This is a genomic window from Variovorax sp. N23, assembly GCF_025486315.1.
Lineage (GTDB): Bacteria > Pseudomonadota > Gammaproteobacteria > Burkholderiales > Burkholderiaceae_C > Variovorax.
In genome coordinates this window covers 162,577-182,150 of the sequence record NZ_JAOOPY010000007.1, presented here as the reverse complement: position 1 = coordinate 182,150, position 19,574 = coordinate 162,577, and the positions used below count along the sequence as shown (strand labels likewise).

Below are 19,574 nucleotides of genomic sequence, written 5' to 3'. Positions count from 1 at the left end.
GCCCGCCGAGGCGCGGTCGGCGACCGCCACCGCCGCGCCGAGCTACGCCCGACGCGCCGCCGCGAGCCGGCGCACCACCGCCACCAGCCGGTCGATTTCGTCGAAGGTGTTGTAGAAGGCCAGCGACGGCCGCACCGTCGTCTCGACGCCGAAGCGGCGCAGAATCGGCTGCGCACAGTGGTGCCCCGTGCGCACCGCAATGCCCTCGTCGTTCAGCGCGTGGCCGACCTCTTCGGTGCTGTAGCCGGCCAGCACGAAGGACATCACGCTCGCCTTGTCGTCGGCCGTGCCGATCAGCCGCACGCCGGGCACGGTACGCAGTTGCTGCATGCCGTAGACCAGCAGCTCGTGCTCGTAGCGCGCGATGTTCTCGATGCCGACCTTGTTGACGTAGTCGATCGCGGCGCCCAGGCCCACCGCGTCGGCGATGTTGCCGGTACCGGCCTCGAACTTGTTCGGAATCGGCTGGAACACGGTCTTCTCGAAGGTCACGTCGGCAATCATGTTGCCCCCGCCCTGCCAGGGCGGCATGTCCTCGAGCACGGCGCGCTTTCCCCAGACCACGCCGATGCCGGTCGGTCCGAAGACCTTGTGGCCAGAGAACACGAAGAAGTCGGCGCCGATGTCCTGCACGTCGACGCGCATGTGCGAGACCGACTGCGCGCCGTCGACCAGCGCCACGGCTCCGGCGCGGTGCGCGAGCTCGACGATCTCCTTCACCGGCACCACCGTGCCCAGCGCATTCGAGACCTGCGTGACCGCGACGATCTTCGTGCGGTCGTTCAAGAGCTTGCGGTATTCGTCGAGCAGCACCTGGCCCGAGTCGTCCACCGGGATCACGCGCAGCTTCGCGCCCTTGGCCGAGGCCAACTGCTGCCACGGCACGATGTTGGCGTGGTGCTCGAGGTTCGACACGATGATCTCGTCACCCTCGCCCACATGCTGGCCGCCCCAGCTCTTGGCCACCAGGTTGATGGCCTCGGTGGTGCCCCGCACGAAGATCACCTCTTCCACTTCGGGCGCGTTGATGAACTTCCGCACGCGCTCCCGCGCGCCCTCGTACGCATCGGTGGCGCGTGCGGCCAACTCGTGCGCGGCGCGGTGGATGTTCGAGTTCTCGTGTTCGTAGAAGTACGAGACGCGGTCGATCACCGACTGCGGCTTGTGCGTGGTGGCAGCGTTGTCGAACCACACCAGCTGCTTGCCATTGACCCGCTCCTGCAGGATCGGGAAGTCGCGGCGCACGGCGTGCACGTCGAAGGGCTGGCGCTGGCCTTCGGTGGCCTTGGGTACATCGCCGTGAGGCGATGGCTTGGCTGGCGTGACGTAGCCGCTCGGCAGGCGCACCGCATCGACGAAGTAGTACTGCGGTGCGGTCGAGGGCTCGGGCGGTCGCGCGGGCGCCGACGACGGTGACTGCAGCAGCGACTGCACGTCGCGGCCGGCCGGTTGCGCGTACGGCAGGCCGGTAAACCCATCATGGACGCCACCACGCAGCATGCTCGGTGCGGCATCCGTGCCAGCACCGCCAGGCGATGGCTGGCCGTAGCGATCGCCGACAAAGTAGAACGGCGACGCACCGGCCGCCGGATGCGACGGCACCGCCGCCTGCGCTTCCGGCGCGCCGATCGCAGCGCTTGCCAGACGCGGCTCGTAGGCCGGCAGGGCCGCGAAGACCGTGTCGGGCACTCCGTTGCCAGCCTGCGCGTGCGGCAGCAAGGCGGGCGCGCGGTTGGCCAGCGACGGCAGTTGCGTCGGCGAAGCCGGCAGTAGATTGGCACCGGGTACCGTGCCCTGCGGGATCGGCGTCCCCGGCACGCTGGGGCCGAACCCAGCCGGGCTCACCAGCGGCGAACCGGGTGGCGCGAGCTGCGAAGGCGCCTGCACGCCCGGCACGGCCTGGCCCGGCAGCGCGGCGAACAGCTGCGATGCCATCTGCGCCAGCAGGGCCGGGTCGAACGGCGCCTCGCCCTGGGATGGAAGGAGTGAGCTCACCACAGCGCTTTACTTGTACGTGTCCAGCGCGGAGTAGTCGTGGTAGCGGTTGATCTCCACGTCGTCCAGCACAGCCAGCGCATCGGTGGTCAGCACCGCGACCGAGCAGTACAGGGAGATCAGGTACGACGCGATCGCATGGTTGTTGATGCCCATGAAGCGCACCGACAGCCCCGGGCTCTGTTCGCCGGTGAGGCCCGGCTGGAACAGGCCGACCACGCCCTGGCGCTTGTCGCCCACGCGCAGCAGAAGGATCTTACTCTTGCCGTCGGCCACCGGCACCTTGTTCGACGGGATCAGCGGGACGCCGCGCCAGGTGATGAACTGCGAGCCGAACAGGCTCACAGTCGGCGGCGGCGTACCACGGCGGGTGGCTTCGCGGCCGAAGGCGGCGATGGCGAGCGGGTGGGTCAGGAAGAAGGCGGGCTCCTTCCACACCTTGGTCAGCAATTCGTCCAGGTCGTCGGGCGTCGGCGCGCCGGTCAGCGGGAAGATGCGCTGCTCGTCGGTCACCTGCGACAGCAAGCCGTAGTCGGGGTTGTTGATCAGCTCGCTTTCCTGGTTCTCCTTGATCGTCTCGATCGTCAGGCGCAGCTGTTCCTTGATCTGGTCGTGCGGGCTGCTGTAGAGGTCGGAGATCCGGGTGTGCACGTCGAGGACGGTGCTCACGGCGTTCAGGTTGTATTCGCGCGGATGGTCTTCGTAGTCGACCCAGGTGCGCGGCAGCTGGTTCTCGCTTTCCTTGGCTGTGCACACCACCTGGATCGATTCGGGGTTCTTGACCTTGTTCAGGCGGTAGATGCCGGCCTCCACCGGGACCCATTGCAACAGGTGGGTGAGCCAGCGCGGGCTGATCGTCTCGAGCTGGGGGACGCTCTTGGTGGCATTGGCGAGCTGGCGTGCGGCGTTGTCGCCCAGAGCGGTCGTTCCGCCCACTGTTGCTGTCATGGAGACTCCGTTGATCGATGAAGTAAGAGAAATCGCTGGGCAGTGTCGGCGCGCCGTGCCCGTTCGCTCAACAGGCTATAGCCGCCAAGTTGATGCGGCGCACAGTGCGCTGCCGCTCGATCTGATCGCACCGTGTGAGCAGGGATGCGATGTCGATCTCCAGCGCGCGTGCGAGCTTCTGCGCCGTGAGGATCGAGGCGATCACGCGGCCGCGCTCCACCTCGCCGACATAGGAGCGATTGAGGTTCGATCGCTCGGCCAACTCTTCCTGCGACCAGCCGCGCACTTCGCGCAGTTGGCGTACCGCGATGCCGAAGATCTGGATCAGGTCCTCGACGGGCTGTGCGGTGTCGCCTGACGCGTTCGCGGACGTCGCACTGTCCACCACGGCGATCCTGCTCATGCAATTGGCCTGGCGTTTTGCAGGCTGGCCTGAGTCACACTGGCACCAGCCGGCACATGGTCGGTGACCCACACGTTGCCGCCGATGGTCGCACCCTGTCCGATCGTCACGCGCCCGAGGATGGTGGCGCCGGCATAGATGACCACGTCGTCCTCGACCAGCGGATGGCGCGGCAAGCCCTTCTGCAAGTGGCCTTCGGTGTCAAGCGGAAAGCGCTTGGCGCCGAGGGTGACTGCCTGGTAGATGCGCACCCCTCGCCCGATGACCGCCGTTTCGCCGATCACCACGCCCGTGCCGTGGTCGATGAAGAAGCCCGGCCCGATCTGCGCCCCCGGATGGATGTCGATGCCGGTCTGCCCGTGCGCGAGCTCGGCGACGATGCGCGCCAGCAGGGGCAGGTCCAGCGTGTAGAGGGTATGCGCCAGCCGGTGATGGATCATCGCCAGCACACCCGGATAGCACAGCAGCACCTCGTCGACGCTGTGTGCCGCCGGGTCGCCCTGGTAGGCGGCCAGCACATCGCTGTCGAGCAGGCGGCGGACGTTGGGCAAGGCGGCGCTGAAGGCCCGCACCGCCGCGAGGGCGAGCGCGTCGACATCCACTTCCGGCCGCGGGTCTCGCCGTGCGTAGTAGTTCAGTTCCAGCAGCGCCTGCCCATGCAGCGCATGCAGCGCGGCGTCGAGCGTGTAGGCGACGTAGACGTCCTCGCTCTCCTGCCGCAGCTCGAGGGGCCCGAGCCGCATCGGAAACAGCACCCCCTGTAGCGCGACGACGAGCTGCGCCATCGCATCGCGGGACGGAAACTCGCGCCCGCGCGGCTCGCGCGAGCGTCCCTGCGCATCACGCCACTCGTTGCGAGCGGTGTGCAGCGCGCCCGTGATCTCAGCGATGTCGAATCTGGCCATCGGTCCGCCCTCCTCTGTATTGGCGCTCTAGGGGCGTGATCAGTCCTGCACCCACGGCAGACCATGAAATCGCCAGCCATCCGCGACGCCGCGGTGCTGGTGCGCATCGATCTCGCCCTCGAAGCCCTCGCGCACGTTGAACACGCGCGTGAATCCAGCCTTGGCCGCGGCCTCGGCCGCGAGGGCGGAGCGCTTGCCGCTGCGGCACAGCAGCAGCACCACCGCGTCCTTGCCCCCCGCCTTCGCCACCTTGGCTTCGAGCTCGCGGACGAAGCGCGGGTTGCGCGTGAGCGCCGTGCCCGTGGCCCATGGAACGTGGAGGCTGTCGGGCACGTGGCCGACGAACTTGCGCTCCTCGGCCGAACGAACGTCGACCAGCACGGCAGCACCTTGCTGGACCAGCGCCCACGCCTCGGGCGGGCTGACCCCGCCGGCATAAGAAAGGTTCTGCGCCACGGCTTCTGCATGGGCGCGCTCAAGGGCTTCGGGCAATATGATCTCTTCGACTTCGGTGGACATGGGGCAACGGACTCCTGGATGCGTGAGCGGCCTTCTGGATGGCCATAGACGCCAATCTAGGGGCAAGCGCCGGACTTACCAACGAATAAAAAGTGGAATCCAAACAACCGGCGCGTCTTTGCAATGGCCTGCGCTCACCGTGCACGCCCCGCGCTTAGACCTTGCGCGCCATAACGAACGAGCAAATCGATCGTTGCCCACCCACCGGCGTCGGGCGTATGGTCAGCGGCCCCTACATCCGGGCTTCCTCATGACTTCCTCCCGTCAGCTCAAGCTGGGCGCCTTCATGCGACCGGTCAGCATCCACACGGGCGCCTGGCGCTACCCTGGTGCCTTTGCCGACGCCAACTTCAATTTCAAGCACCTCAAGCGTTTCGCCCAGACGCTGGAGCGCGCCCGCTTCGACGCCTTCTTCATGGCCGACCACTTGGCCGTGCTCAACATGCCGATGGCCGCGCTGCAGCGCAGCCACACGGTCAGCTCCTTCGAGCCTTTCACGCTGCTGTCGGCGCTGTCGCAGCACACCACGCACCTCGGGCTGGTCGCCACGGCATCGACCACCTTTGACGAACCCTTCCACATCGCGCGCCGGTTTGCATCGCTCGACCACCTGAGCGAAGGCCGTGCCGGGTGGAACATCGTCACCACGAGCAACCCCGATGCGGCGAAGAACTTCGGGCGCGACGACCACATGGACCATGACGAGCGCTACGCCCGGGCGCGCGAGTTCTACGACGTGGTGACCGGGCTCTGGGACAGCTGGGCCGACGATGCCTTTGTGCGCGACGCCGCGAGCGGCCACTTCTTCGACCCGGCGCGCCTGCACACGCTCGACCACAAGGGCAAGTACCTCTCGGTGAAGGGGCCGCTGCACATCGCGCGGCCGGTGCAGGGCTGGCCGGTGATCGTGCAGGCCGGCGCCTCGGAGCCGGGCCGGCAGCTCGCGGCCGAGACCGCCGAGGTGATTTTCGCGGCGCACGGCACGCTGGCAGAGGGCCGCGCCTTCTATGCCGACGTGAAGGGGCGCCTTGCTGCGCTCGGCCGCGACCGCGACCACCTGAAGATCCTCCCGGCCGCCTTCGTGGTGGTGGGTGACACGGTGGAAGAGGCGCGCGCCATCCGCGCCCGGCTCGACGGCCTCGTGCACTATGAAAGCGCCATTGCCTCGCTGTCGATCTCGCTCGGCGTCGATGCTTCCAGGTTCGACCCCGACGCCCCGTTGCCACCCGTGCCGGAAACCAATGCCAGCAAGAGCAGCCAGCAGCGCGTGATCGCCCTGGCCGAGCGCGAAGGCTTCACCGTGCGCCAGCTCGCACAACGCCTGGGTGGCTATGGCGGACTCGCTTTCGTCGGCACCGCCCAGACGATCGCCGACGAGATGCAGGAATGGCTCGAGGCCGAGGGCTCGGACGGCTTCAACATCATGTTCCCCTGGCTGCCCGGCGGCCTGGATGCCTTCGTCGAGAAGGTCGTGCCGGAACTGCAGCGCCGCGGCATCTTCCGGCGCGAATACGAGGGCACGACCTTGCGCGAGAACCTCGGCCTTCCGCGCCCGGCCAACCGGTTCTTCCCACCCTCGGTCTGAAGCAGGCGGGCGCCGGGCAGGCGCCTGCTCCGTCCGACCCGCTCAACCGCCCACCGAGCTGTCGACCGAGCCCCGGCCCGCCTCGGGTGCACCAGCTTGCGCCTGCGCCAAGGTATCCACCAACTCGAACTCGATCAACGCACCGTGGGCACGCGCAGAGGCAAGCGCACCACCCGTTTGCGCGGCATCTTCGGTGTACAGCACCAGGGCATAGGGACCTTCGCCGCGCGCCGCGAGCCGTTGCGCCAGCGGGCTCGACGGCCCGCCGATCGGATCGCGCGGCGCCGACAGCACCAGCGCACTGCTTCCGATGGCGATGACCGCCTGGCGCACGCCGCTGCCCGGCAGCGCAACGGACGGACCGATGTGCACCGGGCCTTCGCCCACCGCGTCGGCGAACAACGCGCGGTAGCGCTCCACCGTCGTGTCGAGATCGTGCACCGCAATGGCGAGGCTGGCCACGCCCAGGGCACCGTTGGGATGCACGCGCACGCGCCCTTCCGGCACGCGCAAGGCGCGCGGCGTGATGTCCCCGCAGAGAAACGGCAGGTCGGGCGACGGTGGCCGCGCGGTCTGCCACTGAAGCCGCTGGCCGTCGGGCCGCAAGCGGCCGCCGTCCAGCGGCCCGTCCAGCAGCAGGCCGCGTTCACCCGCGGCGGTCACCGTGGCGGCGGTGCTGCGCGGCAGCAGCGCGAAGTCGACGATGCCCTCCCCGTGGCGCTGCAGCAGTTGCCACCAGCGCTCCTCCGGCGCCGGCGCCTTCCAGGCGATCAGCTCGAAGTAGCTGCCATCGGCAAAGACGACGAGCGCGTTGTGGGTCGTGCGGCCGGGATGGTCGCCGCCGCGCAACACGTGGAAGCCGAGCGCGGTGTAGTCGAGGATGGCAATGTCGAGGTCGTGGACCGCGATGACGATGTGATCCAGCGGAAGGGTCATGGTGTGCCTTTCAGTTTCAGGAGGCGGTGCGGGCGGCATCGCCCCCACCGAGGTAGGCATCGCGGATGCGCGCATCGTCGAGCAGTTGCCGCGCCGGACCGGAAAGCACGATGCGGCCGGTCTGCAGCACGTAGCCGTAGTGCGCGATCTGCAAGGCCAGGCTGGCGTTCTGCTCGACCATGAAGACCGAGACGCCCTGCCGGTTGATGCGGGCAATGAGGTCGAGCACCTTGTCGACGTAGAGCGGCGACAGCCCCATGGTCGGCTCGTCCATGCACAGGAGCTTGGGCCGACCCATGAGGGCACGCGCCATGGCCACCATCTGCTGCTCGCCGCCCGAGAGCGTGCCGGCCTGGAACTCGATGCGCTCGGCCACGCGCGGGAAGAGTTCCAGCATGCGGCCCAGGTCCTCGGCCACGGCCTTGCGGTCGTTGCGCGCATAGGCTCCCATCAGCAGGTTCTCGCGCACCGTCATCGCGGGGAACAGTCGCCTCGCCTCCGGCACCGAGCCGATGCCGCGGCGGATGATCTGCGGCGTCGACAAACCGAACAGCGACCGACCTTCGAACCACACCTCGCCCGCGCGGGGCTTGAGAAGGCCGAGGATCACCTTCATGGTGGTCGACTTGCCGCTGGCGTTGCCGCCCAGCAGGCTCACGATCTGGCCGGGCCGGACTTCCAGGTCGAGGTCGAAGTGCGCCTGGACCTGACCATAGAAACTGCTGATCTTCTTCAGTTGAAGCAGGGGCTGTGCGGGGCCTTGGGAAATGGGCGTTGTGGCGCGTTCGGGCAGCCCCTCATCCCGGCCCTCGCCCCAAAGCGATGAGGGCGCCAGTCCGCTGCGCGCGACGGTCGCGATCATGCGGCCACCACTTGTTCGCCGATGTGGCGATGCCCCAGGTAGGCCTCGATCACCGCCGGGTCGTGGCGCACCTGCTCGGGCAAGCCTTCCGCGATCTTGCGGCCGTCGTCGAGCACCACCACCCGGTCAGACAGCTGCATCACCAAGTCGAGCTTGTGCTCGATCAACAGGATGGTCTCGCCGCGCTGCTTGAGTCCGCGGATGATTTGCAGCATCTCGACCGTTTCGCTCTCGTTCATGCCGGCAGTCGGCTCGTCGAGCAGCAGCAGCTGCGGCTGCAGCGCCAGGGCACGCGCGATCTCGAGGCGCCGGCGGTTGGCGTACGACAGGCTGTGCGCCGGCTGATGGATGCGAGGCGTCAGCCGGTCGCCGAAGAGCGCGATGATCGCCAGCGCATGCTCGCGCAGATGCCGAGCTTCCCGCAAGACCGATGGCGGCTGCAACAGGCCCAGCGCCAGTTCGGCGATGGCGGCCAGGCCGGGCACACCCCGCATCGCCGGCTTGGCCGCGCGCAGTCGGGTGTGCGCGCCGACCAGCACGTTGTCGAGCACGCTGAGGTTGGCGAACACCCGGCCGTGCTGGAAGGTGCGCGCCAGGCCGCGCCGCGCCAGCTCCTGCGCCGGCAGGCCCGTGATGTCCGTCCCGCCGAACAGCACGCGGCCGCCGTCGGGCTGGTCGAGGCCGGTGATCAGGTTGAACAGCGTGGTCTTGCCGGCGCCGTTGGGCCCGATCACGCTGACCAGTTCGCCTTCTCGCACCTGCAAGTCGACCCCATCCACGGCCGTGAGCCCGCCGAAGCGGCGCGTGAGCGCTGCGACCTCAAGCAGTGGCGACGGCATCGGCGGCTTTCGCGTCCGTGGGCACCGACGCTGCGCGGGAGTTCACCAGCCGGACCTCGGCCCGGATTGTCTGCGGGTTGCGCAGCAGGTTGAGGATCGGGCAGTTGCGCTCGACCGCCTCGAACAGCGCGTCGATGTCGGCGCGCGACGCCGGCGAGTCGATGTGCACCGTGTAGCCGATCTGGTGGGGCCAGATGGGCGTCTGCTCGTGGCCGGGCTTGCCGCCGCGCGGATCGATCACGCCGGTTACCTCGACCTCAAGGCTTTCCAGCGGCACTTGGCGCTCGGCTGCCTGGATGAGAAAGATGTGCGTCACGCAGGTGCCCAACACGCCCAACTGCAGCTCCGGCGAACTCGGGCCGAGGTTGTAGCCGGCGAAATCGGGCGGGCTGTCGCTGATCACCTGATGGTCGCGAATACGCAGCCGCCGCACGCCGCTGCGGCCTTCGGCGCGCACGGTGGCCTTGAGTTGCGCAGGCTGCGCGGTGCCTGCCTCGATGGCGGCGTTGCGTGCCAACACGGCGGCACGCTTCTCCGCGAGGTAGTCGTTCAGGTGGCTCATGGCGTTCTTTCTTTCAGACGGTGCCCAGCAGACCCTGCGGGCGGAATCGGATGAGGAGCAGCAGCGCGATGCCATAGATCAGCATGCGGTACTCGGCGGTCACGCGGAACAGCTCGGGCAGGCTCACCAGCGCCACCGCGCCGAGCAGCGCGCCGCTGATGTTGCCCAGGCCACCGAGGATCACCATCGTCAGCGCGAGGATGGAGATCTGCGACGTGAAGGTCTCGTGGTTGATGTACGAGTAGAGATGCGCCGTGAACGCCCCGCTCACGCCGGCGGCGAACCCGCCGAAGCCGAAGGCCATCGCCTTGTAGCGGTCGGGATTCACGCCGTAGGCGCGCGCGGCCACCTCGTCCTCGCGCACCGCGCGGAAGGTCCGCCCCAGGTGCGAGCGCAACAGCCGCCACTGCAGCAGCGCAAGCAACACCATGGCACCGAAGGACGCCCAATAGAAGGCGTTGTTCGACGACGCGTCCTGCCCGAAGAGCGACAGCGGCGGAATGCCGGACACGCCGATCGGCCCGCGCGTGAGGCTTTCCCAGTTGAGGATGGTCAGCGCCACGATCTCGCCGATGCCCAGTGTGGCGATCGACACGTAGTGCCCGCGCAATCGGAAGGCCGGAAAGATCAGCGCGGTGCCGATCACCGAGGTGAGCAGACCCGCCACGATGATGCTGGTGCCCACCGGCAGGTGGAGGTCGAGCGTCAGCAGCGACGAGGCGTAGGCGCCGATGGCCAGCAGCCCCGCATGGCCGAGCGAGATCTGCCCAATGGTGCCGGCGACGAGTGTCAGGCTCAGCGCGAGCGCCGCGTAAAGCCATGAATTGGTCAGCGTCTGCAGCACGTACGGTGACGGTTCGAAGAGCGGCAGCACGGCCGCGATCGCGAACAGCGCCGCCAGCAGCCAGCGCGGCACGGGCCAGGGCTTGCTCGGGGCGATGAAGGTGCCGGTGAGCGGCTCCGGGGGCAAGGCACGCCTGCGACCGAAGAGCCCATCGGGCTTCCAAAGCAGGATCAGCAGGAGCAGCACGAAGGCGAAGAGGTTGCGGTAGGGCGTGCCGAAGAGCGCCACGCCATAGCTCTCGGTCAGCCCCAGCAGCAGGCTGCCGACGATGGCGCCGGGCACGTTGCCCACGCCGCCGACCACCGTCGCCACCACGCCCTTGAGCGTCGCCTGGAAGCTCATCGCCGGGCTGATGTTGTTGTAGTACATGCCCACCAGCGCCCCGGACAGGCCACCCAGTGCCGAGGCGATGGCGAACACAGTCTGGTTCACGCGATTCACGTCCACGCCCATCTGCTGCGCAGCATCGCGGTCCTGCGCAGTGGCGCGTACGGCCCAGCCCAATCTGGTGAAACGCAGGAAACCGAACAGCACGCCGGCGCTCGCCAAGCCGATGCCGGCGATGAGCAGGTCGAGCGCGCCGATGGTGCCGCTGCCGATCTGCAGGCGCCAGTCCGGCAACTGCGTGGGCAGTGCCCGTGGATCGGGGCTGAAAACCAGTTGCACCAGGATGTCGAGCACGAAGCTGATGCCAATGGTCGCCAGCAAGGGCGCGATGCGCGCCGCCCCCTGCAGCGGCCGCAGCCCGACCCGCTCGATCAGCATGCCCAGCGCACCGCTGCCGAGCACCACCCCCAGCAGCGTGAGCGGCAGCGGCGTGTGCAGGTAAGTGATCGAGGCCCAACCGATGTAGGCCCCGACGGTGTAGACCGATCCGTGCGCGAAGTTGATGAGGTGCGAGACACCGAAGATCAGTGCCAGCCCGACGGCCAGCAGCGCATAGACGTTGCCGATGATCAGGCCGTTGACCGTGTAGTCGAAGAACGAGGTGAAGGAGAAGGTCATCGGACGCGGAGAACGCGTTACCTCGACGCGACGGAGCCTTGGCTGTCGGCGACACCCCACTGCCCGTTCCTGACCACCAGGTGAACGCTGCGAACACCGATCACACGTCGCGTCTGCGGGTCGAAGGTGGCCTTGCCGAAGACCACGCTCGGCACGTCCTTGATCTTGTACAGAACGTCACGCACGCCCTTGCGGTCTGCCTGCGGCCCGGCTGCGCGCAGCGCGGCAGCGGCGAACTGCACCGCATCGTAGGCGTAGGCATTGAAGGCATCGGGCTCCTTGCCGTACTTGGCGCGGAAGCCCTGAACGAAGCGCTGGACCTCGGAGCGCGGCTCGCCGGGGAAGAAGCTGGTGTTGGTCAGGACGCCCTCCACCGCCGCGCCGCCCAGTTCCAGGAACTTGGGCGAGTACACCGAGCTCGACGCGACGATCGGCTGCGTCAGGCCGACGCTGCGCACCTGCCCGGCGATCAGCGCGCCATCGGCGTAGTAAGAGATGAGCACCAGCCCGTCAGGCTTGGCGTCTCGCACGCGGACCAGTGTTGACCGGAAGTCCTTCTCCTCCGGCTGGTAGCCCTCGGCGATGACCACCTGCGCACCGAGCGCCTCGGCGGATTTCACGAACACGTCCTTGCTGGTGCGGCCCCAGTCGGTGTTGAGGAAGAGCACGGCCACGCGTTTCAGCCCGCGCACCTTCACCGCCAGCTCGGCCAGGATCGGCTGCGCATCGGCCTGGCTGATCGACGGGCTCCAGATGTAGTCGCCGCCCTTGGTGAAGTCGGGGTGCGAATTGGTGAAGCCGAACTGCACGAGACCCGCGCGCTGGTAGATGGGCGACGCCGCCATCGAGGCCGGGCTGGAGAAGTCGCCCAGCTCAATCAGGAATCGCTTGTCGTTGACGAACTTCTGCGCCAGCCCCACAGCCTGGCGCGGATCGCTTTGACTGTCTTCGAACACGTAGGCCAGTGGCCGCCCGTGGATGCCGCCCTCGGCGTTGATGCCGTCCAGCGCGAGGTCGAAGCCCGCCTTCCACTGTGCCCCGTACTGCGCGTTCTGGCCGGTCAGCGGGCCGCTGACGGCGAAGTACAACGGCTCGCCCGATGCAGGTGCCGCAAGCGCCGCCATGGGCGCGGCCAGCAGCAAGGCCGCGATGCGCAGGAAGGTGTGGCGATTCAGCATGCAGGCGCTCCGTGAGTGAGAAGGCGGCCATTCTTCGCGGACGTCCCTCCCTTGGGAACAAAGAAAAAGGCACAGCGATATCTGCCGAGCGAGTAAGTGCGGCTGCCCCGACGCACACGGGGCGACAGGCGGCCGCTCGCCACCGTTGTTTTGCGCATGAGCACATGCCGAAAACGTCGTGGCCGGGATGGCGAATTACCCATAGGCTGCACCGCTTTCGCCATGCGTCCACCACAACCGCGGGGACAGGCATCGGCGACACGAAAGGAGATTCGGATGCGATTTCTCGTGGTGGGCGCCGGCGCACTTGGAGGCTACTTCGGCGGGCGGCTGCTTCAGGCCGGGCACGATGTCACCTTCCTGCTGCGCCCCGCGCGTGCGGCCCAACTGGCGGCCAGCGGCCTGGTTATTCACAGCCCTGCAGGCGACCTGCACCTGGCGTCGCCACCGACCGTTCTCGCCCATCAGCTCCAGCCGCACTACGACGTCGTGATCGTCGGCTGCAAGGCGTACGACCTCGACGAGACCATCGCGTCGTTCGCCGCTGCCGTGGGTCCGGAAACCGTCGTCCTGCCGCTGCTCAACGGCCTGCGCCACCTCGACACGCTGACGGCGCGCTTCAGTTACCGCCGGGTGCTGGGCGGCCTGGGGCTGATCTCCGCGACGCTCGACGAGACAGGGGCCGTGCTGCATCTGAGCCAGGACCACACCCTCGCCTTCGGCGAGCTCGACGGCGAGCGTACGCCGCGTGTCGAGGCGATCGCCGCCGCGTTCGCGCAAGCCGCCTTCGTCGGCCGCCTCAGCGACTCGATCCTGCAGGAGATGTGGGAGAAATGGGTGCACATCGCCACGATCGCCAGCATCACGACGTTGATGCGCGCCAGCATCGGCGACATCGTCGGCGCCGGGGCCGACGGCCTGGCCCTGGACCTTTTGGACGAATGCAGCCGCATCGCGGCCCATAACGGATTCGCGCCACGGCCGGAAGCGATCGCGCGCACGCGCGCGACCGTGACGGCGCCCGATTCGCGCCTGACGGCCTCTTTGCTGAAGGACATCGAACGCGGCGCGCCCACCGAGGGCGAGCACATCCTGGGAGACTTCCTGCGCCGCGGCCGCTGGTCGACCGCCGACACCATCCTGCTGCCCGTGGCGTATGCACAGGTGAAGAGCTACGAGCGGCAGCGCGCCGGCAGGGCCGCCCTGCTCCACGCCTGACTGCGAGCGGCCTGGACGTCGAGCCCACTCGCCGGAATCGACCGGGATGCGGCCGTCAGGCGGGGCCGCTACGCATGCAACCAGCGCGCATGCATCCAACGCGCCAGCAGATCCAGGAGATAGCCGAGCGCGCCGATGAGCACGATGGCGGCCATCAGTTCCGAGTACGCGAGCCGGTCGCGCGTGTCGAGGATGAAGTAGCCCAGGCCGGCCGACACGCCCAGCATCTCGGCGGGCACCAGCACGATCCAAATGATGCCGATGGACAGCCGCACGCCGGTCAGGATCTGCGCCGTGATGCCCGGCAGGATCACGCGGAACAGTGTCTCGCGCCGCGTGGCCGACAGGCTGCGCGCGAGCAGCAGCCAGTTGGCGTCGAGCTGGGCCACACCCGCCGCGGTGCTCAGCAGGATCGGCCAGACCGCCGCGAAAGCGAGCAGGAAGTAGACCGGTGCATCGCCCACACCGAGCACCATCACCGCGATCGGCATCCAGGAAAGCGGCGAGATCATCCGCAGGAACTGGAACACCGGCGTGGTGGCCTGCGAAAAACTGCGCGACAGGCCCGTAAGAACGCCCAGCGGCACGCCGAAGGCGAAAGCCAGCAGCAGCCCGACACTCACGCGCTGCAGGCTCAGGCGTGCGTGGTACCAGATGTCGGCGCCCGCGAGCAGCGCGGCCAGCGCCTTGGCCGATGGCCAGGGCGCGAAGGCCGTGGCCACGGGTGTGCGCGCCGTCAGCAGATGGCTCCCCAGCCACCAGAGCAGCAGCGCGGCGACGATGCCCGCGCCCGGCAGCAGGATGCGGCGCGCCACGCTCAAGCGGCGATCGTCTCGCGACGCGTGTAGTCGGCCGGCACACCGAACACCTGCGGGCCGCCGACGCTGTCGATGGCTTTGCGCACGAAGCGCGTGTCGACCAGGTCGCTCGCCACGAATTTCGGGTCGAGCGCATCGAGGAAGGCCGTGTCGCCCTCGACCTTGGTGGCCTTGATCGCGCGCACGAGCTGCTCGGTGTACGACGCATACGGGTACGGCTGGAAGTCGATGCGCCGCTGGGCCCATCCCTTGTGCTGCACGATGCCGCGCTGCTCGTAGTCGGCATAGTCGGTGGCGGCAAGCACCTTGGCCAGCGTCTGCGGTGGGTGCGGCGTGTAGCGGCGCTCACCTGCGTTCGACAGCAGCGTCGCCGTCTCGAGGCGATTGCCGCGGGTCCACAACTGCGCCTTGACGATGGCACTGGTCACGCGCTGGGCCCACTCGGGTTTCTCCGCCACGTCGCGCTCGGCGAGGAAGGTCACGCAGCAGGCATGGTCCTTCCAGACGTCGCCGGAGAATCGCAGCACCTTGCCCACCCCGGCGATCTCGGCCGCTGCATTGAAGGGCTCGGCAACGATGAAGCCGGCAATCGACTTGGCCGCCAGCGCCGAAACCATCTCGGCCGGCGCCAGCACCACGAGGTTCACCTCCTTCGGACCGACCGTCGCGCCGCGCGCGCGCGTGACGGCGGTGAGCCCTTCCTTGCGCAGCACGTCCTGCAGCAGGATGTTGTGGATCGAATACCAGAAGGGGACGGCCACCGTGCGACCGCCCAGATCGGCGACCTGGCCGATCTCCGGGAGCACCGTCAGCGCCGAGCCGTTGATGTGGTTCCAGGCCACGATCTTGGCGGGGAACTTCGCGCCGTAGCGCACCCACAGCGTCGCGGGCGTCAGCAGATGCACCACGTTCACCTGGCCCGACACGAAGGCTTCGACGATCTGTGCCCAGGAGCGGAACAGACGCGGCGCCTCGGCCTTCAGGCCTTCCTTCTCAAAGAGCCCGCGGCCATGCGCCACGAGCAGCGGCGTGGCATCGGTGATCGGCAAGTAGCCGATCTTCACCGGCTGGTCGTCGCCCTTGAAGGCCTGCGCGCGCGCATCGCCCGCGGAGAGAAAGGGCGCGGCCACCGCAGCGCCGGTCAAGGCGGACAGGCGCAGCATGTCGCGCCGCGTGAGTCCGCAATCGCAGGCCGGCGAAGCGCAGACGTGTGGCGTCCGGCTTGCGGCGGAGCGTTCGAAGGGAGGGGTGCGATCGTTCATTCGAATGGCCATTCTTCAAGAGGGAAAGGGATGCCGGTCATGCGGCAGCAGCCGGCGCCCGCTGCCGGACGCCGTGCAGCGCGGTCAGGATGTCCAGGCGAAGCGCAGTGACGGCGGCTGCGTCGGCCTCGCGCGGACGGCCGATGTCGACGCGCCATTCGCGCACGATGCGGCCGGGCCGGCCGCCCATGAGCAGGATGCGGTCGCCGACCGCGATGGCCTCGTCGATGTCGTGCGTCACGAGCAGGGCCGCCGTGTGCCAACGGTCGACCAGCGTCACCAGCAGCTCCTGCATCTCGGCGCGGGTGATGGCATCGAGCGCCGAAAAGGGTTCGTCGGCCAGCAGCAACTGCGGCTGGCGCGCCAGACCTCGGGCGAGGGCCACGCGTTGCGCCATGCCGCCCGAGAGTTGTGCCGGGTAGCGGCCGCCCTGCCCCGCCAGGCCGACCGCCTCCAGCGCGTCGGCCACGCGCTGCGACAGTGCCGCCTTCGACAGCGCCGGTTGCCTTGCGAAGTCGAGGCCGAAGCCGACGTTGCGTGCCGCGTCCAGCCAGGGCAGCAGGCTGGGCTGCTGGAACAACAGGGCCGCCCGCGGATGCGGCGACGTGAGTGGCTGGCCAAGAAAATCCACCTGCCCCTCGGCGCGCGCGGCATGGGTCGTTTCGAGCCGGGCCAGCACCCGCAGCAGGGTCGACTTGCCGCAACCGCTGCCGCCAAGCAGGCAGACGATCTCGCGCGGGGCGACCTGGAGCGACACGCCCTCGAAGACAGGAGGCGCGCCGACGTATTGGAACGACAGAGCATGCGCCTGCAGCACGGGACCCTCGCCGGTCTCGGCCGGAGCTTCTCGGACGTGCACGGTCGGCACCGCGTTCATGCCGCAGCGCGGAGCCGAGCCTCGTGCTTGCGCAACTCGCCCTGCAGTTGCGTCACGCTCGGCGTCACGATCGGGATGAAGGCCGCCTCGCGCCAGTGGCGCGCGAAGCTCAGTGCCTGGTCGCGGTGGTAGGCGCGCCCACCGCTGGCCTGCAGTTCGAGCTGCACCGCGTGCTGCACGATGTCGGCCAGTGCCAGGCGCAGCTTGAAGAGTTCGACAGGCTGTGCCAGAAGCCCAAGACTGCCCAAACCCGCCTTCAAGGCGTCGGTGGCTTCGCGCAGGGCCTGGCGCTGCGCATCGATCTCCGCGCCGAGCACCTCGCGCCCGGCCCCGCTGCGCTGCGATGCGGCATCGAGCGCCACGCGCGCAAGACCGATCGACAGCCCGCACTGCAGGCCCAGGAAGGCCGGCCGCGCCTGCGGCAGAAACTGCGTGCCGTCTGCATGGATCAGATCCGATGCATCGATGACCACACTGTCGATGCGCAACGACGCCGTGTTGCTGCCGCGCAGTGCGATCAGGTCGAGGTCGGCACTGCGCTTAAAACCGGCCCGACCCGACGGCAGGGCGACGATGAGCGGCGGGCCGTCTTCACGCGCCACCGCCACGGCGGCCACGAATTCGGGCGCGCGCAGATTGGTGCACCAGGGCACCGCGCCTTCGAGCAGCCAGCCACCGCCCTCACCGTGCGTTGTGGCCCGCACACCCAGCGACTCGATGCCCCCAAGGTACTTCATTGCATTCGACAGGCCGGTCGCGCCAGCCACCGTGCCGTCGAGCAGCCGCGGCAGCCAGCGCTCCCGCAGCACCGCATTGGGCGACTGGACCACGTACTCGATGAAGGCGCGATGCCCCCAGAACGTGAAGGCAGCAGCCAGCGATCGTTCGGCCACGCCGGCGATCGCCTCGATGGCATCGCCGATGCCGCCCTCCCCGCCCAGCTCACGCGGAACACCGAGACGAAACAGCCCGGCGGCGGCCAGGCGCGGCAACACCTCCTTTGCCTTGCCGCTGTCCGCGTCGAGCGCCTCGGCATGGGCGTCGAGCCAGTCATGAACGGACTCAGACGGCACGCGCGTCCCCGGCACCGGCCTGGAAGTTCTCAGGCAAGTAAGGTTGCAACTGCGCATTGACCGGGCTGCGCGCCAGGCTGTTGGCGAAGTTGCAGAGTGTCGCCAGACTCACGCCGAGCACGACCTCCAGAGCCTGCTGATCGGAATAACCGGCATCGCGCAACGCCGCGAGGGCAGCATCATCGACATTCCCGCGCGTGGCGATGATCGCCTCCGCAAACACCCGCAACGCATCGAGCCTCGCATCGCCGGTGGCCTGGCCGCGTTGCAGCGCGATCACCGTGTCGGTGTCGAGCCTGGCCTGCTTCGATGCCGCGGCACTGTGGCCGGCCACGCAAAAATCGCAGCCATGCACCCTTGCCGCGGTGATCTGCACCACCTCACGCTCCGCCAGCGTTAGCGATCCCTTGGCGTTGATCTGCGCGACCGTGAGATACGTCTCCAGCGCCTGCGGCGAGTTGGCCAGGACGCCGATGAGGTTGGGCAGAAAGCCGTTGTTGGTGATGGCGCGCGCCACGAAGGCGCGGCTGCCCTCGGGGGCAGATGCTTCGGTGTGCAGGGTCAGGCGTGTCATGGGCGAGGATGTCGAGTGGGTCGAGCCGATGCGACGGCGATGCACCGATTCTTCGTGCGTCGACGACGCCGCTCAATGACCGCGCGTCTCGCGTTTGTGCCCGTTCGTACGCTCGCGCTGCCAGGCGCCCGGCTGTTCGCCGACCACCCGCTTGAAGGCGCGCGAGAACGCGGCATACGACGCGTAGCCCACGGCTTCGGCCACCCGCCCGATGGATTCGCCCTGCGCCAGACGCCCAGCGGCCAGTTGCATCCGCAACAGCAGCAGGAACTGCAGGGGCGACTGCCCGCAGGCCTCCGAGAACTGCCTGAAGAAGGCCGCGCGCGAGAGGTGCACGCGCGCCGCCATGTCGTCCACCGTCCAGGTCCGTTCGGGCGACTGCAGCAACTCGGACACCAGGGGCGCGAAGCCCGGACGGCGCAGCAAGCTCCAGAGCCCACGCGTTTGCACGTCTTCGCGCGAGACATGGCGCAGTCCGTAGAAGAACAGCAACCCGGCCAGGCGATCCATCACGACCGACGGTTCGAGGCCCGTGCGATGCGCCTCGCTGCGCATCAGGTCGAAAAGCGTGGCGGCCGATGCCATCGTGCGGTCGTCGGCGCGCAGCACCAGGTATTCGGGAAAAGCATCGGCCACCAGGTCCCGGAACGGCCCGTCGAAGGAAAAGAAACCACAGGCCAGGCCGGTTTCCCCCAACGCCGGCGTGGCCGACAGGGGCTGCATCGCGCGCGGCGCGCAGTCGATGTCGGGATCCTGGTAAGGCGAGAGGAAATGCGGCACATCGCGCATCAGGAACACGCCATCGCGCGGCGCCAGCGCAATGGACTCACGGCCCGGCAGATGCAGCCAGCATCGGCCTTCGAGGATCAGATGGAAGCTCGCCCGGGCGCGGCCCGCGGTCGAGGCGCGCCACCGCCCGCAGTACTGCCCCACGTGGAACACGCTCGCGTTCCATTCGAGGCCGTCGAGCAGCCAGTCCACCAGTCGATCGGTCTGCCCTTCGGATCCCTCGATGCCTTCGACACCAGGAGGGCGCGACGGCGAAGGGTCTGGGCGGACTGAGAGAGCGGCGTTCATCGCCTCGGAGTGTCGCGCCGTGGCACCACGGATGACAACGAAGCTTTTCGCCTGAGCTTATGCCGGTACGGATCGTACGCAACGGCCTATGCTG

Annotated in this window: 19 protein-coding genes; 2 read left to right on the top strand and 17 right to left on the bottom strand. The window is 68.4% G+C overall.

Annotated features, from left to right (window positions below; all coding sequences use genetic code 11):
* Window positions 1-42: 42 nt before the first annotated feature.
* The 5 genes from N8A90_RS13180 to N8A90_RS13160 all read right to left on the bottom strand — a co-directional run bounded on the left by N8A90_RS13180 (window position 43) and on the right by N8A90_RS13160 (window position 4,770).
* Window positions 43-1,935 carry a family 2A encapsulin nanocompartment cargo protein cysteine desulfurase gene (locus tag N8A90_RS13180; RefSeq protein ID WP_262075482.1) on the bottom strand — a complete coding sequence of 631 codons (1,893 nt, stop codon included), beginning with the start codon at window positions 1,933-1,935 and terminating at the stop codon, window positions 43-45.
* Window positions 1,936-2,004: 69 nt separating this feature from the next.
* Complete coding sequence (locus tag N8A90_RS13175) at window positions 2,005-2,943, bottom strand: family 2A encapsulin nanocompartment shell protein (RefSeq protein WP_262075365.1); 939 nt, start codon at window positions 2,941-2,943, stop codon at window positions 2,005-2,007.
* Between the two features lie 67 nt (window positions 2,944-3,010).
* A complete protein-coding gene (locus tag N8A90_RS13170; RefSeq protein WP_262075364.1) occupies window positions 3,011-3,346 on the bottom strand; it encodes a multiprotein-bridging factor 1 family protein in 336 nt (111 codons plus the stop codon).
* A complete protein-coding gene (epsC, locus tag N8A90_RS13165; protein WP_262075363.1) occupies window positions 3,343-4,251 on the bottom strand; it encodes a serine O-acetyltransferase EpsC in 909 nt (302 codons plus the stop codon). Before epsC ends, N8A90_RS13170 begins: the two co-directional genes overlap by 4 nt.
* 39 nt (window positions 4,252-4,290) lie before the next feature.
* A complete protein-coding gene (locus N8A90_RS13160) occupies window positions 4,291-4,770 on the bottom strand; it encodes a rhodanese-like domain-containing protein (RefSeq protein ID WP_262075362.1) in 480 nt (159 codons plus the stop codon).
* A gap of 250 nt (window positions 4,771-5,020) precedes the next feature.
* Here N8A90_RS13160 and N8A90_RS13155 point away from each other — a divergent pair, with 250 nt between their 5' ends.
* Complete coding sequence (locus N8A90_RS13155) at window positions 5,021-6,355, top strand: LLM class flavin-dependent oxidoreductase (protein WP_262075361.1); 1,335 nt, start codon at window positions 5,021-5,023, stop codon at window positions 6,353-6,355.
* 42 nt (window positions 6,356-6,397) lie between these two features.
* On the opposite strand, the gene N8A90_RS13150 is transcribed toward N8A90_RS13155, so the two are convergent.
* Genes N8A90_RS13150 through N8A90_RS13125 form a run of 6 tightly spaced genes read right to left on the bottom strand, consistent with a single transcriptional unit; the run spans window position 6,398 to window position 12,581 of the window.
* Complete coding sequence (locus tag N8A90_RS13150) at window positions 6,398-7,291, bottom strand: VOC family protein (RefSeq protein ID WP_262075360.1); 894 nt, start codon at window positions 7,289-7,291, stop codon at window positions 6,398-6,400.
* Window positions 7,292-7,307: 16 nt separating this feature from the next.
* Window positions 7,308-8,153 carry an ABC transporter ATP-binding protein gene (locus N8A90_RS13145; protein WP_262075359.1) on the bottom strand — a complete coding sequence of 282 codons (846 nt, stop codon included), beginning with the start codon at window positions 8,151-8,153 and terminating at the stop codon, window positions 7,308-7,310.
* The gene (locus N8A90_RS13140; RefSeq protein ID WP_262075358.1) at window positions 8,150-8,992 is read right to left on the bottom strand and encodes an ABC transporter ATP-binding protein; all 843 of its coding nucleotides are present in this window, start codon (window positions 8,990-8,992) and stop codon (window positions 8,150-8,152) included. The genes N8A90_RS13145 and N8A90_RS13140 overlap by 4 nt, the downstream gene beginning before the upstream one ends.
* Window positions 8,973-9,554 (bottom strand): OsmC family protein, encoded by a 582-nt coding sequence (locus N8A90_RS13135; RefSeq protein WP_262075357.1) that lies wholly within the window; start codon window positions 9,552-9,554, stop codon window positions 8,973-8,975. The genes N8A90_RS13140 and N8A90_RS13135 overlap by 20 nt, the downstream gene beginning before the upstream one ends.
* Before the next feature lie 13 nt (window positions 9,555-9,567).
* A complete protein-coding gene (locus N8A90_RS13130) occupies window positions 9,568-11,403 on the bottom strand; it encodes an ABC transporter permease (protein ID WP_262075356.1) in 1,836 nt (611 codons plus the stop codon).
* A gap of 17 nt (window positions 11,404-11,420) precedes the next feature.
* Window positions 11,421-12,581 (bottom strand): ABC transporter substrate-binding protein, encoded by a 1,161-nt coding sequence (locus tag N8A90_RS13125; RefSeq protein WP_262075355.1) that lies wholly within the window; start codon window positions 12,579-12,581, stop codon window positions 11,421-11,423.
* Window positions 12,582-12,857: 276 nt separating this feature from the next.
* Here N8A90_RS13125 and panE point away from each other — a divergent pair, with 276 nt between their 5' ends.
* The gene (panE, locus tag N8A90_RS13120) at window positions 12,858-13,799 is read left to right on the top strand and encodes a 2-dehydropantoate 2-reductase (protein ID WP_262075354.1); all 942 of its coding nucleotides are present in this window, start codon (window positions 12,858-12,860) and stop codon (window positions 13,797-13,799) included.
* Between the two features lie 68 nt (window positions 13,800-13,867).
* On the opposite strand, the gene N8A90_RS13115 is transcribed toward panE, so the two are convergent.
* The 6 genes from N8A90_RS13115 to N8A90_RS13090 all read right to left on the bottom strand — a co-directional run bounded on the left by N8A90_RS13115 (window position 13,868) and on the right by N8A90_RS13090 (window position 19,480).
* Window positions 13,868-14,614, bottom strand: coding sequence for an ABC transporter permease (locus N8A90_RS13115; RefSeq protein ID WP_410087679.1), 747 nt, complete (start codon window positions 14,612-14,614; stop codon window positions 13,868-13,870).
* Between the two features lie 2 nt (window positions 14,615-14,616).
* A complete protein-coding gene (locus N8A90_RS13110) occupies window positions 14,617-15,780 on the bottom strand; it encodes an ABC transporter substrate-binding protein (protein ID WP_262075351.1) in 1,164 nt (387 codons plus the stop codon).
* Between the two features lie 136 nt (window positions 15,781-15,916).
* Window positions 15,917-16,756, bottom strand: coding sequence for an ABC transporter ATP-binding protein (locus N8A90_RS13105; RefSeq protein WP_262075350.1), 840 nt, complete (start codon window positions 16,754-16,756; stop codon window positions 15,917-15,919).
* Entirely contained in the window at window positions 16,753-17,829 is a 1,077-nt protein-coding gene (locus N8A90_RS13100; protein ID WP_262075349.1) for an acyl-CoA dehydrogenase family protein, read from the bottom strand. The genes N8A90_RS13105 and N8A90_RS13100 overlap by 4 nt, the downstream gene beginning before the upstream one ends.
* A complete protein-coding gene (locus N8A90_RS13095; protein WP_262075348.1) occupies window positions 17,819-18,403 on the bottom strand; it encodes a carboxymuconolactone decarboxylase family protein in 585 nt (194 codons plus the stop codon). Before N8A90_RS13095 ends, N8A90_RS13100 begins: the two co-directional genes overlap by 11 nt.
* A 72-nt stretch (window positions 18,404-18,475) precedes the next feature.
* Window positions 18,476-19,480: an AraC family transcriptional regulator gene (locus tag N8A90_RS13090; protein ID WP_410087674.1), complete on the bottom strand. Its 1,005-nt coding sequence runs from the start codon at window positions 19,478-19,480 to the stop codon at window positions 18,476-18,478.
* Window positions 19,481-19,574 lie beyond the last annotated feature (94 nt).